The sequence below is a fragment of the Micrococcus sp. TCR-5 genome, assembly GCF_052220525.1.
GTDB classification, from domain to species: Bacteria; Actinomycetota; Actinomycetes; order Actinomycetales; family Micrococcaceae; genus Micrococcus; species Micrococcus luteus.
Genome location: NZ_JBQPDO010000001.1, coordinates 301,946 through 315,695 on the forward strand (window position 1 = coordinate 301,946; position 13,750 = coordinate 315,695).

Annotated in this window: 14 protein-coding genes, 1 tRNA gene and 1 other RNA gene; 9 read left to right on the forward strand and 7 right to left on the reverse strand. The window is 72.8% G+C overall.

What is annotated here, in order from left to right; genetic code table 11:
• Positions 1-8 precede the first annotated feature (8 nt).
• Complete coding sequence (locus tag ACTSKS_RS01415) at positions 9-1,019, forward strand: reverse transcriptase-like protein (protein WP_182488441.1); 1,011 nt, start codon at positions 9-11, stop codon at positions 1,017-1,019.
• A gap of 34 nt (positions 1,020-1,053) precedes the next feature.
• On the opposite strand, the gene ACTSKS_RS01420 is transcribed toward ACTSKS_RS01415, so the two are convergent.
• Complete coding sequence (locus ACTSKS_RS01420; protein ID WP_135040024.1) at positions 1,054-1,851, reverse strand: YaaA family protein; 798 nt, start codon at positions 1,849-1,851, stop codon at positions 1,054-1,056.
• Positions 1,852-1,970: 119 nt separating this feature from the next.
• Between ACTSKS_RS01420 and ACTSKS_RS01425 the strand changes: the two genes are divergently transcribed.
• Entirely contained in the window at positions 1,971-2,285 is a 315-nt protein-coding gene (locus ACTSKS_RS01425) for a hypothetical protein (RefSeq protein ID WP_135040023.1), read from the forward strand.
• Positions 2,286-2,306: 21 nt separating this feature from the next.
• On the opposite strand, the gene rnpB is transcribed toward ACTSKS_RS01425, so the two are convergent.
• An RNA gene (rnpB, locus tag ACTSKS_RS01430) (RNase P RNA component class A) lies at positions 2,307-2,685 on the reverse strand.
• Positions 2,686-2,829: 144 nt separating this feature from the next.
• On the opposite strand from rnpB, the gene ACTSKS_RS01435 reads away from it, so the two are divergent.
• On the forward strand, positions 2,830-4,275 hold the full coding sequence (locus ACTSKS_RS01435; protein ID WP_182488440.1) for a glyceraldehyde-3-phosphate dehydrogenase: 1,446 nt from the start codon (positions 2,830-2,832) through the stop codon (positions 4,273-4,275).
• Positions 4,276-4,357: 82 nt separating this feature from the next.
• Here ACTSKS_RS01435 and def read toward each other — a convergent pair whose 3' ends face one another.
• Positions 4,358-4,981, reverse strand: coding sequence for a peptide deformylase (gene def / locus ACTSKS_RS01440; protein ID WP_158183698.1), 624 nt, complete (start codon positions 4,979-4,981; stop codon positions 4,358-4,360).
• A gap of 94 nt (positions 4,982-5,075) precedes the next feature.
• A complete protein-coding gene (locus tag ACTSKS_RS01445; protein ID WP_236649745.1) occupies positions 5,076-5,777 on the reverse strand; it encodes a Crp/Fnr family transcriptional regulator in 702 nt (233 codons plus the stop codon).
• Between the two features lie 163 nt (positions 5,778-5,940).
• Here ACTSKS_RS01445 and ACTSKS_RS01450 point away from each other — a divergent pair, with 163 nt between their 5' ends.
• Complete coding sequence (locus ACTSKS_RS01450) at positions 5,941-6,168, forward strand: heavy-metal-associated domain-containing protein (RefSeq protein ID WP_036381311.1); 228 nt, start codon at positions 5,941-5,943, stop codon at positions 6,166-6,168.
• A gap of 32 nt (positions 6,169-6,200) precedes the next feature.
• On the forward strand, positions 6,201-8,195 hold the full coding sequence (locus ACTSKS_RS01455) for a heavy metal translocating P-type ATPase (RefSeq protein ID WP_442927215.1): 1,995 nt from the start codon (positions 6,201-6,203) through the stop codon (positions 8,193-8,195).
• On the opposite strand, the gene ACTSKS_RS01460 is transcribed toward ACTSKS_RS01455, so the two are convergent.
• A complete protein-coding gene (locus tag ACTSKS_RS01460) occupies positions 8,111-8,416 on the reverse strand; it encodes an antibiotic biosynthesis monooxygenase family protein (RefSeq protein WP_044659105.1) in 306 nt (101 codons plus the stop codon). The two genes, ACTSKS_RS01455 and ACTSKS_RS01460, sit on opposite strands and share 85 nt — an antisense overlap.
• 1,115 nt (positions 8,417-9,531) lie before the next feature.
• Between ACTSKS_RS01460 and ACTSKS_RS01465 the strand changes: the two genes are divergently transcribed.
• The 3 genes from ACTSKS_RS01465 to ACTSKS_RS01475 all read left to right on the forward strand — a co-directional run bounded on the left by ACTSKS_RS01465 (position 9,532) and on the right by ACTSKS_RS01475 (position 11,172).
• A complete protein-coding gene (locus ACTSKS_RS01465) occupies positions 9,532-9,978 on the forward strand; it encodes a hypothetical protein (RefSeq protein ID WP_036384865.1) in 447 nt (148 codons plus the stop codon).
• A 61-nt stretch (positions 9,979-10,039) separates the two neighbouring features.
• On the forward strand, positions 10,040-10,246 hold the full coding sequence (locus ACTSKS_RS01470) for a hypothetical protein (protein WP_036384866.1): 207 nt from the start codon (positions 10,040-10,042) through the stop codon (positions 10,244-10,246).
• Positions 10,247-10,548: 302 nt separating this feature from the next.
• Positions 10,549-11,172 carry a DUF3263 domain-containing protein gene (locus tag ACTSKS_RS01475; RefSeq protein ID WP_442927228.1) on the forward strand — a complete coding sequence of 208 codons (624 nt, stop codon included), beginning with the start codon at positions 10,549-10,551 and terminating at the stop codon, positions 11,170-11,172.
• Between the two features lie 19 nt (positions 11,173-11,191).
• On the opposite strand, the gene ACTSKS_RS01480 is transcribed toward ACTSKS_RS01475, so the two are convergent.
• Positions 11,192-11,267: transfer RNA gene (locus tag ACTSKS_RS01480), tRNA-His, on the reverse strand.
• 103 nt (positions 11,268-11,370) lie between these two features.
• Positions 11,371-11,997, reverse strand: coding sequence for an oligoribonuclease (gene orn, locus ACTSKS_RS01485; protein WP_036384868.1), 627 nt, complete (start codon positions 11,995-11,997; stop codon positions 11,371-11,373).
• Positions 11,998-12,087: 90 nt separating this feature from the next.
• Between orn and mptB the strand changes: the two genes are divergently transcribed.
• A complete protein-coding gene (gene mptB, locus ACTSKS_RS01490; RefSeq protein ID WP_442927216.1) occupies positions 12,088-13,743 on the forward strand; it encodes a polyprenol phosphomannose-dependent alpha 1,6 mannosyltransferase MptB in 1,656 nt (551 codons plus the stop codon).
• Positions 13,744-13,750: the final 7 nt, after the last annotated feature.

Here is a 13,750-nt window from a genome sequence, read left to right on the forward strand (position 1 = left end):
GGCGCACGGTGAGCGGACGAGTCCTGCAGGTGGAGGCCGACGGCGGGTCACGGGGCAACCCCGGCGTCGCCGGCTACGGCGCCCTGGTGCGCGACCCGGCCACGGGCGAGATCCTCCGGACCGACGCCGCTCCGCTGGGGAAGGCGTCCAACAACGTGGCCGAGTACTCCGGGCTCGTGGCCGGGCTGCGGATGGCCCGGGACCTCGACCCGGAGGCCCGGGTGCACGTGCTGATGGACTCCAAGCTCGTGGTGGAGCAGATGTCCGGGCGGTGGAAGATCAAGCACGACGACATGCGGCGCCTCGCGGCCGAGGCCCGTGCCGTGCTGCCCCCCGAGCGCGTCAGCTACGAATGGATCCCACGCAACCGGAACAAGGACGCCGACCGCCTCTCCAACGAGGCCATGGACGCCGGCGCGCGGGGCGGGCAGTGGGACGCCGGCGCCTCAGAGGTGCCCGTTGCGGCCCCCACGGCCGCGGGGTCGACCGCCGCGGAGGCGTCCACGACCTCCGCACCGGCGGTGGCCGGGTCCGGCCTCGACGCGGACGCGGACGTCCGGGCCGTGGAGGCGGACGGGCCCGACGCCGTCGCCTCGCCGGAGGATGCGACCCCGGCGCCCGCGCCCACGGGCCGGCTGCACCACGTGGAGATCTGGGTCGCCGACCTCGCGGCGGCCGAGGCGAGCCTCGGCTGGCTGTTCGGCGAGCTCGGCTACGTGCCCGGCGAGGGGTGGGCCGAGGGCCGGACGTACCAGGGGGCGGGGGAGTACCTCGTGCTCGAGGCCGGGCCTGACGTCGCCGCGGGCGCTCACGAGCGCACCCGTCCGGGCCTGAACCACCTGGCCTTCCGGGCCGGGTCGCGCGCCCGCGTGGACGAGCTCACCGCCGCCGCGCGCGGCCGGGGGTTCCGCCTGCTCTTCGAGGACCGCCACCCGCACGCCGGGGGTGCGGACCACTACGCCGCCTACCTCGAGACCGCGGACGGCTTCGAGGTGGAGCTGGTGGCCGTCGAGGACTGAGGCCGCGTCCGGACAGAGCGATCCTCGGCCCGGATCATCCCTCGGGCAGGATCACCCGCAGCGCGCCGGGCTTCGCGCCGGACGGCCGGGCCAGCTCGACCTCCCAGCCGGGGCCGTCCCCGGCCCGCGCGACCACGTCCGCCACACGGTCCAGCGTCGAGGTCTCCCGGGCCCCCGCCTCCAGGAGCGCGCGAGCCACGAGGCCGCGGGTGTGCTTGGCGAAGTGCGAGACGACCGTCCGCTCGCCGTTGCGCAGCTGGAACACGTCCACCGCGAGGGTCCGCTCCGCCGGTGCCCGCCACTGGGCCGCGTAGCCGCCGGAGCGGCAGTCGACGACGGGCCCGCCGTCCTGTGCGGCGAGCGCGTCGAGGGCGGGGGTCATCACGGGGCGCCAGTGCGCGGCCAGCCCGGGCAGCCCCGGCAGCTTCGCGCCGACGGGCAGCCGGAAGGCGGGGATCCGGTCCGCCAGCGCGGTGGCGCCGAACAGTGCGGAGAAGACCAGCACGGACGCGCGGGCGCGGCGCTTCGCCGCCGAGGACAGGGCGGCGTGGTCGAGGGCATCGAAGAGCACCCCCGTGAACACCCGGTGACCGGGCGCGGCAGGGGCCGAGGCCAGGCGCGTGTTCGCCTCGACCTCGCCGGCGAGCGACGCCCCGACGCCGAGGGCCGCCAGGGCATCCGGGGCAGCCGAGACCGCGGCGAGCCGCCTGAGCAGGTCCGCGCGGGCGCCCGTCACCGCGGCGTCCTCGGCCAACGCGAGGGAGTCGAGGTCGAGCGGGGCCCCAGAACGGGGTGCGGTCTTGCCCTCGGAGGGCGGCAGCAGGATCAGCACCGGGCCAGCCTAGCCAGGCGCCCCGGGCCGACGCGCAGACGGGCCGGGCCGACGTCGTCGTCCGGACCTGGCACAGTGGTGGGGTCCGCACAGCCGCCCCGCATCCCAGGAGTCGCCCGATGACCGCCATGAACGTGTTCGGCGTGGTGTTCCCGTTCGTCCTGCTCGTGATCGCGGCCGCCGTGTGGCTCGGGGTCCGCTCCAGCGGGCGGGAGCGCACGCACGCCTCGGCCGTGGAGCACCGCCTGCGGGAGCGCACCTTCACGGGGCAGGACCGCGTGACGCTCGAATGGCCACGGGACCGGCGACGCCCGAGCCTGGCGAAGGTCGTCTCGATCGGCGAGTCGTACGGGTACCGGCTGCTGGACAAGCAGGAGCGCGAGCACGTGGTGGAGCTCGAGTTCGAGCGGATCCTCGACGACGAGGGGTTCTGACCCCAGCCGGGGGCCGTGAGGCGGGACGGACCGGCTGTAAGCCGGGTTCTGTGCCTCGCGCGCGTTGCCCCGCGCGAGGTGACGGCCATCCATCTGGGCCCGCCATCGCTGACGGGCTCGAGCGGCCAACCCGGACGCTGGGGCGAGCAGCCCTCGTGACGCGTCCTGTTCGGCCTTGCACCGGATGGGGTTTACCGAGCCGGCCCCGTCACCGGGGCCGCTGGTGGTCTCTTACACCACCCTTTCACCCTTACCGCCGCGCACACGGCGCGGAGGCGGTCTTCTCTCTGTGGCACTGGCCCGCGGGTCGCCCCGGGTGGATGTTGTCCACCATCCTGCTCTGCGGTGCCCGGACTTTCCTCGCACCCCCGCAGGGGCACGCGGCCGTCCGCCGATCCGTCCCGACCGACCAGTCTACGCCCCGCTGAGGCCGCGGGGCCGCTGCGGACGCGTCCTCGCCTAGAATGGAGGCGTCCGCCGACAACGAGGTCGGGGGACGGGGCCTGCCCAGGACGGCCCCGCCAGGTTTCAAGGAAGGACTCCCGTGGCAGACACCGCCTCGACCCAGACCCCCGAGTGGAACACGCAGCAGAAGCTCGCGGAGAAGATGGTCCCCCTGCTGGGCACCCTGTACCGCGAGCACAACGTGGTCACCTCGATCTACGGGCGCTCCCTCGTGAACCGCGGCGTGATCGACATCATCAAGGCCCACCGCTACGCCCGCCGCGTGCAGCAGGCGCCGCTGAGCGTCGAGTCCACCTATCCACTGGTCGAGGCCATGGCCGCGATGGACCTGGGCGCCGCCACCGTCGACCTGGCCGAGCTGGCCGCCAAGCAGAAGGCCTCGGGCCAGGACGTCCAGGCCTTCCTGGACGCCGAGCTCGCCGAGGTCAAGGGCAAGGCCGGTGAGGGCCTGGGCGAGACCCAGGACGTCGTGCTCTACGGCTTCGGTCGCATCGGCCGCCTGCTGGCCCGCATCCTCCTCGACCACGCCGGCGGTGGCTCCAAGCTGCGCCTGCGTGCCGTCGTCGTGCGCAAGAACTCGGAGGATGACCTGATCAAGCGCGCCTCCCTGCTGCGCCGCGACTCGATCCACGGCCCGTTCGACGGGACGATCGTGGTGGACGAGGACCGCGACGTGATCACCGCCAACGGCACCGAGATCCAGGTCATCTACTCGAACGATCCGACCACGGTGGACTACACCTCCTACGGCATCAAGGACGCGCTGGTCGTCGACAACACCGGACGCTGGCGCGACGACGAGGGCCTGTCCCAGCACCTGCAGGCCAAGGGCGCCGCGAAGGTCCTGCTGACCGCCCCGGGCAAGGGCGAGATGAAGAATATCGTGTTCGGCGTGAACTCGGACGACATCACGCCCGAGGACACCATCATCTCGGCGGCCTCCTGCACCACCAACGGCATCACCCCGGTGCTCAAGGTCATCCAGGACGACTACGGCATCGACCACGGCCACGTGGAGACCGTGCACGCCTACACCAACGACCAGAACCTCGTGGACAACTTCCACAAGGGCGCCCGTCGTGGACGTGCCGCCGGCATGAACATGGTGCTCACCGAGACCGGCGCCGCCAAGGCCGTGGCCAAGACCCTGCCCGAGCTCAAGGGCAAGCTCTCCGGCAACGCCATCCGCGTCCCCACCCCGGACGTGTCCATGGCCATCCTGAACCTCGAGCTGACCAAGCCCACCTCGGTGGAGGAGCTCAACGCCCGCCTGAAGCAGGAGTCCCTCACCGGCGCCCTGCGCGGCCAGGTCGGCTACGTGGACTCCCCGGAGGTCGTGTCCACCGACTTCGTCGGCTCGGACCGCGCCGGCGTCGTGGACGGCCTGGCGACCCTCGTGAACAACGACGGCAAGAACGCGATCCTCTACGTCTGGTACGACAACGAGTACGGCTACTCGCACCAGGTGATCCGCGTGGTGGAGAAGATGGCGGGCCAGCAGGTCCCCGCCTTCCCGCAGGCCTGACCCGCCGATGATCGACGGCCCGTCCCCGCGGAGGGGACGGGCCGTCGTCGTGTGCCGACCGGGGCGGACGCGGAGCCGAGGCTCAGGCCTCGTCGTCCCCGTGGTCGTGGTCCGCGTGGTCGTCGGCGTCGTGGCCGAAGGGGTCCTCGTCGGTGCCGGGCAGCCACGTCACGCCGGGCACGTTCAGTCGCTCGGCCCGCTGCGCACGCTTCCAGCGCCGCTGCCACTTGCCCTCGAGCCGGTTCACGTAGAGGGTGCCGTTGAGGTGGTCGTACTCGTGCTGCATGATGCGCGCGAACCAGCCCTCGGCCTCGAACTCGAACATCTCGCCGTCCACGCGCTGGCCGGACAGGCGCACGCGGGTCGGGCGCTGCAGGGGGAAGCCGAGCCCGGGCACCGAGAGGCAGCCCTCGGTGTGCTCGTCCGGGTGCGGGTCGTCCTGCGGCGCCTTGTCCAGGTGGGTCAGCACCGGGTTGATCACGTGGCCCACGTTCGGCGCGTCGCCGGAGTCCGGGAACGTCCACGTGAAGATCCGCAGCCCGACCCCGACCTGCGGGGCGGCCAGACCCACGCCGTGCGCGGCGTCCTGCGTGACGTACATGTCCTCGATCAACTCGCGGATCTCGTCGTCGATCACCTCCACCTCGGCCGCGCGCCGGTGCAGCACGGGCTCGCCGTAGACGGTGATGGGACGGATGGAGGCCATGGCGCTGCGCTTCCCGGCCCGGGCTGCGGGCCTGCGTGGGTAGGGGGACGGGGGAGCCCCCAGCCTACCGCCGCGGACACCACGACGACGGCGGTCATTCCGCGGCAAGGGCCTCCAGCGCCTCCGGGTCCAGCAGCGTCACCCGCGGGCCCTCGATGGCGATCAGGCCGTCGTCGGCGAGGCGGCGCAGCCCGCGGCTGAACGCCTCGGGGGTGGTGCCCAGCAGCGAGGCGACGTCCTTCTTCGGCGCGGCCAGCACCACGACGAGGTCGGCCTCGTCCCGGAGGGCCGGCAGGCCGAGCAGATGTCCGGCGATCCGTGCGGTGACAGGCTGACGCTCCCATGCCAGCCGTTGTTCAGCCTCGGCCAGGCGGACGGCCAGCGTCCGCATCACGCGTCCCCCGATGCCCGGATGCTCGGCCAGGAGTCGGGCGACCTCGGCGTGGGAGAAGGTGCACAGGCGGGTCGCGGCCACGGCGCGCGCCCCATGCCGGGCCGGCTCGCCCGTGAGGAACTCGTGCTCGCCCACGGAGTCGCCGGGCTCGACCATCCGCACCACGCGTTCCCGGCCGGTCGCTGAGCCGAGCGTCAGCGCCAGGCGGCCGCTGTGCACGACGCACAGGCGGTCCGTGCGGTCACCGGCCAGGTGCAGGGCATCGCCGGCCTCGAGCACGAGCGGCCGCGCCAGGGCGGAGACCCGGCGCAGCTGCTCCAGATCCAGCCCGGAGAACAGCGGGACCCGGGCCGCGCACGGCTCTGGTTCATCCACGAGGGCGAGGGGCAGGTCGATACGCACGCCATCAGCCTCCCACACGGCGGCTTGACCGCGGTCAAGGCGTACCCGCCGTCCCCTTCGTAGCGTCAGTGACATCCCCGGAGGACGGGGATCGGACCGGGCACCCGCCCCGTCTGCTCAGCCTCACCGGCGACCGCGCCGGTGACGACCGACTGGAGTGACCATGACCCCCACCACGCACACCCTGCTCCGCGCCGAGGGCTTCAGCTGCCCCTCGTGCGTCCGGAAGATCGAGAAGGCCCTCGACGCCCTGCCCGGCGTGACCGGCGCGCAGGTCCACTTCGAGACCCAGCGCATCGAGGTCGACCACGACCCGCAGACCACCACTGCCCAGGACCTCGTCGAGGCCGTCGCCAAGGTCGGCTACACCGCCCGGCCGTCGGCCTTCTGACACCGCCCCGCCCCCGACGAACGGAGTCCGCCATGTCCACCCCCGCCGTCACACGTCCGGGCCGCCCTCGTGCCCGGTTCGCGTTGTCCCGCCGCTGGCGGCGCCCCGTGGTGGCCGGCCTGCTGATCGCCGTCTCGCTCGTGCTGGCGCCCGAGCAGCTGGCCCACGGGACCGGACACCTCGTGGCGGCGGGCCTGATGCTCGCCGCCGCCGTCGTGGCCGGCCTGCCGATCGCGCGCGACGCGATCGCCGCCCTGCGGGTGAAGACCGTCGGCATCGACCTGCTCGTCGCCACCGCCGCGATCGGCGCGTCACTGCTCGGCAATTTCTGGGAGGCCGCCGCCGTGACCTTCCTCTTCGCCCTCGGCCACGCCCTCGAGGACGCGACCCTGTCTCAGACTCGCTCGGCGCTCGCGGACCTCGTCTCCACGGCGCCCGAGACCGCCGTCGTCGTGGACGCAGACGGGACCCAGCGCACCGTGCCTGCCCACGAGGTGGCCCCCGGCGCGACCGTCCTCGTCAAGGCCGGCGCTCGGGTGCCGGTGGACGGCGTGGTGCTCACCGGGGTCGGCGCCGTGGACGAGGCATCCATCACGGGCGAGTCCATCCCGGCGGAGAAGACCGACGGTGACGCCATGTACGCGGGCACCGTCGCCACGGCCGGCCTGCTGCAGGTGCAGGCCCGGGGCGTCGGCGCCGACACCACGCTGGCGCGCATCATCCACCGCGTCGAGGCGGCGCAGGAGGCCCGTGCGCGGACCCAGCAGTTCATGGACCGCTTCTCCCGCTGGTACACCCCGGCGATCATGGTGCTGGCCTTCGCTACCGGCCTGATCACGCGGGACGTCCCCCTGGCCCTGACCCTGCTGGTCATCGGCTGCCCGGGCGCCCTCGTGATCTCCATCCCGGTCGCGATCGTGGCAGGGATCGGCCGCGGCGCCAAGGACGGCGTGCTCATCAAGGGAGGGGAGTTCCTTGAGCGCTCCGCTAAGGTCGACGCCGTCGCCGTCGACAAGACCGGCACCCTCACGTCGGGCACCCCCGAGCTGACAGACGTCGTCGCGTTCGAGCCCGGGGCCGAGGACGAGGTGCTGCGCTGGGCCGCACGGCTCGAGGCGGCCTCGGACCACCCGCTGGCCGCGCCGGTCGTCGCGGCGGGCCGGGACCGCGGCCTGCTGGACGGCCCGCTGGCCACGGATGTGGACGTCGTCCTCGGCCGCGGGCTCACCGGAGAGGTGGACGGCCGTGTCGTCGCCGTGGGCAACGTGGCGCTGCTGCGCGAGCGCGGCGTGGATCCGGCCGCGACCGACCGGGTCGAGACCGTCGCGGCCGAGCTCGCGGAGGCGGGCCGGACCCCGGCGGCGGTCGTCGTCGACGGCATCCCGCTCGGCGTCCTCGCCATCGCAGACACCCTCCGGCCCGAGGCCGCGGGCATGATCCGGGCGCTGCACGGGATCGGCGTCCGCGAGGTCGTGATGCTGACCGGCGACCAGCCCGGCGTCGCGCAGGCCGTGGCCCGGCAGGTGGGCGTCGACGACGTGCGGGCGGGCCTGCTGCCCCAGGACAAGCTCGAGGCGATCGAGGCCCTGCAGGCCGAGGGCCGCGTCGTCGCGATGGTCGGTGACGGCGTCAACGACGCCCCGGCCCTGGCGACGGCGGACATCGGCGTGGCCATGGGCGCGGCCGGCTCCGGTGTGGCCATCGAGACCGCGGACATCGCCCTGATGGGCGACCGGCTCGAGCGGCTGCCGCAGGCGCTCGATCTGGCCCGGCGCACGGTGCGGGTGATGCGGCAGAACATCGCGATCTCCCTCGTCACCGTCGCGGCCCTGCTGGCCGGCGTCTTCGCCGGCGGCGTCACGATGGCCGTCGGCATGCTCGTGCACGAGGCGTCCGTGCTGCTGGTCATCGTGAACGCGATGCGCCTGCTGCGGCGCCGCGATCAGCCCAGGTCCACGACCTCGAACTCGAGCAGGTCGGCGCCCGTGGCGACCGGCGCCGGGCGGCCGCCCTGCTCGGCGGCGTGAGCGGCGGGCATGCGCCCGTCCCGCCAGCGCCGGAAGTCCTCCTCCGACGCCCACGTCGTGACCACGAAGTAGCGGTCCTCGCCCGCAGTGGGCCGGAGCAGCTGGAAGCCCTCGAAGCCCGGCTCCTGGTCCACCGCGTGCTTGCGGGCGGCGAACCGCTTCTCGAGCTCCGGGCCGGCGCCCTCGGGGACGCTGATGGCGTTGATCTTCACGACGGACATGGGCAGACCTCCTCGTCGGCGGGGGTGCGGCGTCGGGTCGACGCCCTCACCGGCCGACTCTACGCCCGGCTGCGGACCGGGAGTCCGTCGATCGGTTGAGGCCCGGCGGCGTCGTCCCTGCGACGCTGAGCCGTGGAACCGGCCGCGGGGGACCCCGGGCGGCCCTGCTCGAGGCAGCCTCCTCGCGGCGGGCGCCTCGAGCGGGGGCATGCTGATTGGGGCCCGGGCCGTCCAGGCCGCGGGCGCGTTCCTCTCGGGCGCCGTGGCCCGTCACCTGGCGGCTCGGTTCAGCGCCCCGGGCACCATGCTGATCGGGCGGGGCCTGGAAGTGGCCGGGGTCGTGGTGCTCGCCCTGCTCCTGGGCCCGGACACCTCAGGTTGGCTCGGCCCTGGGCACCGCGTTCGCCGGGGCCACCCTGTCCATCGCCCTCGCCGCCGCGCTCCCCGCGGCCCTGGACGACGCCGGCCTCACCGGTCCGGCGGCCGACTCGCTCGCCTCAGCCACGCGGGGCTCGGCCGGCACCACGATCCCGCAGCTGCGGGCGCAGGGCGAGCGCGGCCCGCTCGAGGAGCACACGGGGCCGCCGTCGACGCGCTCACGGCCGGCTTCGCCGACGCGGCGCGCTGGGCACTGCTCATCGCGGCCGTGTTCCTCGTGCTCGGATTCATCGGCGCGCTGCGGCTGCGGCGGGCGTCCGGGAACCCCTGAGCACACGAAGAAGCCCCCGGAATCCGCATGATTCCGGGGGCTTCGAGTGGGATGAGGGACGAGGATTGAACCCGGCTGGACACGCCCCGGCCTGGCTGAATCATGCGGGACGGTGGGCCACGCGCCCCGGTTTGAACAGGTCGTGTTCGGTGGACGGGGGCTACCAGGGTTGCATTCGGGAGAGGTGACGGGGGTTCCCGCGCGTGGAGCCGGAATCGAAGCCGCCCCACCACCAGGGGAGGTGGCGGGAGCGGGAGCCGCAGCGGTCACGGGATTGGCCGCGGCAGGCGGCGGCCGCACGAAGGGGATGGCGGGCGGCGCCGAGGCCCAGCGTAGCCCGGGCGGGACGGCACGGTTACGGGTAAATCCGCGACACGGAAGGCCAGCTTCTCCCTATGCTGAAGCAGTGCACCTCGCCCTGCTGACTGCGTCCGCAATTTCCTCGCTCCCCATCTGGGCGCAGTGGATTTCCGCCCTCGCGCCCGTGGGAACCGCCACCGCCGTCATCGTTGCCTTCCTCGCCTACCTCCAGAAGAAGCGCTCTGACGACCGTGCGGACTGGTGGGCCCGCGCCGTGAAGGCCATGGAACTGATGACGGCCGAAGAGACCACCTCCGTGAACGCCGGCATGGCCCTGGCCAGCCACATCATCGACAGCGAGACGGCCTCCGACAAAGACCGGGCCATGTTCGCGGAGGTCGTCGACAGGATCGTCGACGACATCATCCAGGACAGCGTGCAGGTGGAGAGACGGGTGGCCAAGGAGAAACGGCTGCACCGCCAATCGCGCAGCGGTGGCTTCCTCAACAACGTGCGCACCGGATGTCCCTGGCTCCGCGGTCACACCCAGTAGCCTCTAGTCGTTACATCCACACCGGCTCTACACTCGTCTTCAACACCCGGAGGTGACCACCATGACTGCCCAGCTCTCGTCGAACGCGCCCCGCCCCCGCGACTCGAGCGCCTACGTGACCGTTCATAGCCGCGGCGGGCAGAAGGTCTTCGTCCGCGACGCCGCTAAGCGAGAGACCCTCCGGCGCGCTGACGCGCTCCTGGTGAAGCTGGCCTCCTCCAAGACTGGCGAGACCACCGAGACACGGCGCGGCCGCCGCTCGGCCTGACCCAGACGCACGAGAGCGCCCCCGCACTCCCTTGAAGGGAGGACGGGGGCGCTTCGTCGTGGGGCCGGTCAGTCGGTGACGCGATGGCGAGGGCTGCGGCCGAGTTCGCGCACGAACGAGCCTTCGGCCACCTAGTCGTTCGGGAGCCAGCGCCGACGTCGGAGCCCTCGCGGATCTCGACGACGTCGCCCACCGGCACGGTCGCGTTCTGGGCCGCCCAGCGAAGGCCAGGCTGGACCATGCCGACGACGGAGAGGCCGACAGCGATGGAGAACGCCGCCCAGTCGGGTAGGTCAGCGAGGATGGCCGCGCCGGCCACCTGTCCGTTCGTGACCACATGGTGCTGCAGCTGTGGGGCCGCGCGTGACCGGGCCGCTGAGCACCTGGTCAGGTTGCGGGGGACGGCGCTGGCGATGTGCGTGGCCACGCTCTCCGAGGACCCCGTGGCGACCGCCGCCTACCCTGTGGTCACGCGGCGTGCGGGGGGCAGACCCGCGGGCGCGCGGTGCGGGCGGCCTCGCGGCGGTAGCCGGCCAGGGTGCCCTCGCTGCAGTGAACGGCGCGGGCCAAGACGTAGCGGTCGAGGCACTGGGCGAGCGTGGGTACGTCCTCGGTGCCGTCGGCGTGGGCCTCGAGCGGGCGACGTCCGGGCCCTGGGCGGGGTCCTCGATGATCGCCTTGATGCGGAGCGCCCCCGTCTCGGAGAGCATGGCTGGCATCTGCCGGAAGCGGCCGCGCTCGTAGTAGCCCACCCGGAAGGTGGTCACGCCCTTCTTCGACGTGCGCGTGCTGATGGTTGCCATGACTCGCTCTCCTCGGTCCCGTCGCTCACGCGGAGGCCGCTCCGGCCCCGCGGGGTGCCGAACACAACCATGGACGCAACCACGAACACGATGAGGGAACGAGAAAGCCCCCGGAACCAGTAAGGATTCCGGGGGCTTCGGGTGGGGTGAGCGACGGGGATTGAACCCGCGACCTTCTGGACCACAACCAGACGCTCTGCCGACTGAGCTACGCCCACCATGCCTGCTTCACACGGACGGATCCGCGCGGCGCAGCGGGGTCCACAGTACACGAGATCCCGCGCAGCGCCGAATCGGGGCACTAGGGCCGGGAGTGCCTGCTCAGGCCTGCGCCCCGGACACCACCTCCGCGATGGCGCGGGCCTCCTCCGTGGTGGGGCCGGGGGCGGGGGCCATGACGGCGGCCCGGTAGTAGCGCAGCTCGGTGATGGAGTCCTTGATGTCCCCGAGGGCGCGGTGGCCGCCGGTCTTGGCGGGGGCCTGGTAGTAGGCGCGCGGGTACCAGCGGCGGGCCAGCTCCTTCACGGTGGACACGTCCACGATCCGGTAGTGCAGGTGGTCGACGACGGCGGGCATGTAGCGGGCGAGGAACAGCTTGTCCTGGCCCACCGTGTTGCCGGCCAGCAGGCCCTTGCCGGCGGGCACGCGGGCGGCGATGTACTCGAGCACGCGCGCGGCGGCGTCGTCGAGCTCGAGGCCCTCCGCCAGCTCCGACAGCAGGCCGGAGGTGGTGTGCATGTCCCGGACGAACGGGTCCATCTGCTCGAGGGCCGCCTCGGAGGGACGGATCACCAGGTCGATGCCCTCGTCCAGGATGTTCAACTCGGCGTCCGTGATGAGCACCGCCACCTCGACGAGCTCGTCGACCTGGGGGTGCAGGCCGGTCATCTCGCAGTCGATCCAGACCAGGGGGGCGCTCTCCGGCGTGGGGGTGCTCGTCTCGCTCATGCCCCCAGGCTACTCGCGTGTCACGATGGTAGATTCGAGCGAGCCGCGCCCTCGCGCGCCCTCGCAGGACCGCACGGAAGGACCCGTCGCATGAGCGTGTCGACCCCGCGTCCGTCCGGGTCCACGGCCCACCGGCCGGAGTACGTCGGCGTCGGCGGCCTCCGCACGGACCCCCAGGTCGCCGGTGCGGACTGGTGGCCCATCCTCGTGGGGACCCTCGGCTCCCTCCTCCTGGTGGTGGGCTCGTACTCCGTCGGCTGGCTGGCCTCGGCCTCCCCGATCAATCGCTGGCAGTGGCTGATCCCGTGGCGCACCCAGGAGACCGGCGTGCTCGCCGGCGCGGCGCTCCTCACCCTCGGCTGCTGGGTGATGTTCTGGGCCTGGCTGCGCCTGGGCCAGACGATCCGCCCCTTCGGTCGCGGCGCCCTGCGCACGGTCAACCTCGCCACCGTCCTGTGGTGCCTGCCCCAGGTCGTGGCCCTGCCGATCTTCAGCCGGGACATCTTCGCCTACGTGGGACAGGGCCGTCTCATGGAGGCGGGGCAGGACCCCTACGTGGACACGATCTCCTCGCTGTCCAACTGGTTCCAGCTCGGAGCGGACGCCACCTGGGCGGACTCCGAGACCCCGTACGGTCCGATCTTCCTGTGGATCGAGCAGGCCGTCGTCGCGATCTCGGGGGACATGAACCCGGACCTGGCGATCTTCCTGTTCCGCCTGGTGGCGGTGGCCGGCGTCGCGCTGATCATGGTCTTCGTGCCGCTGCTCGCCCGCAGGATGGGCGTCAACGATGCGTGGGCGCAGTGGATCAGCGTCGCCAACCCGCTCTTCACCATCAGCTTCGTCGCGTCCGGGCACAACGACGCCCTCATGGTCGGCCTCGCCCTGGCCGGCACGTGGTGCGCGCTGCGCGCCGGGCATCCGCTCCGCCCCCAGCGGCCCGGGCAGTCCGTCGCGTGGGGGGTGGCCGGCGTCGTGCTGGTCACCCTATCCCTGGGCATCAAGCCCATCACCCTCGTGCTGCTCCCGTTCATCGGCCTGCTGTGGGCCGGCCCGACGGCCCGATGGCCGCGCCGGTTCGCCTTCTGGGCCCTCACCGCCGGGATCTCCTTCGGCCTCATGGCCCTGGTGGGCGTGCTCAACGGCTTCGGCTTCGGCTGGGTGGCCGTGATGGTCGGCACGGGCACGGGCACCGTGCCGTGGGGGCCGATCGGCATGCTGTCCCTCATCACGGTGGGGGCGAGCGAGCTCCTCGGGCAGGGGGCGGACGTGCAGGCCGTCGAGGGGGTGTACAAGACCGCCGGACGCGTGCTCTCGGTGCTCATCGTGCTGGCCCTGATGTTCCTCGGCCGCCAGGACCGCGTGATGACGCGCATGACCTGGGCGTTCACCGCGCTGGTGATCCTCTCGCCCATCATCCAGCCCTGGTACCTGTTGTGGCTGCTCCCGTTCTTCGCCGTGATCGGCATCCGGGACAACTGGCAGATCAAGTGGGTCGTGTTCACGGTCGGCTACTTCCTGGCGTTCGGCGCGTCGGACCAGCTCTTCACCTGGCAGTTCCTGGACATCGCGGACCAGGTCAAGGCCGTGTCCCTGATCGTCTCCGCCGTGTGTCTGCTGTGGATCCTCGTCGTGGACCGCCGCACCAGCCGGTTCGTGAAGGACCACTGGCACGTGCGCCCCGCCGTGCGCGCCGGCCTGGCCCGGCTCCGTGGCGCCCCTCGACCCGTGGAGCCGGGGGAGTGAGGCCCGC

What these genes read in the sequence shown, in the direction of transcription:
- ACTSKS_RS01475 (WP_442927228.1), top strand. Translation starts at nt 10,549, where the DNA reads ATGGCCGCGCCGGCCACCTGTCCGTTCGTGACCACATGGTGCTGCAGC.
- def (WP_158183698.1), bottom strand. Translation starts at nt 4,981, where the DNA reads ATGGCCTCCATCCGTCCCATCACCGTCTACGGCGAGCCCGTGCTGCAC.
- ACTSKS_RS01425 (WP_135040023.1), top strand. Translation starts at nt 1,971, where the DNA reads ATGACCGCCATGAACGTGTTCGGCGTGGTGTTCCCGTTCGTCCTGCTC.
- orn (WP_036384868.1), bottom strand. Translation starts at nt 11,997, where the DNA reads ATGAGCGAGACGAGCACCCCCACGCCGGAGAGCGCCCCCCTGGTCTGG.
- ACTSKS_RS01460 (WP_044659105.1), bottom strand. Translation starts at nt 8,416, where the DNA reads ATGTCCGTCGTGAAGATCAACGCCATCAGCGTCCCCGAGGGCGCCGGC.
- ACTSKS_RS01455 (WP_442927215.1), top strand. Translation starts at nt 6,201, where the DNA reads ATGTCCACCCCCGCCGTCACACGTCCGGGCCGCCCTCGTGCCCGGTTC.
- ACTSKS_RS01470 (WP_036384866.1), top strand. Translation starts at nt 10,040, where the DNA reads ATGACTGCCCAGCTCTCGTCGAACGCGCCCCGCCCCCGCGACTCGAGC.
- ACTSKS_RS01450 (WP_036381311.1), top strand. Translation starts at nt 5,941, where the DNA reads ATGACCCCCACCACGCACACCCTGCTCCGCGCCGAGGGCTTCAGCTGC.
- mptB (WP_442927216.1), top strand. Translation starts at nt 12,088, where the DNA reads ATGAGCGTGTCGACCCCGCGTCCGTCCGGGTCCACGGCCCACCGGCCG.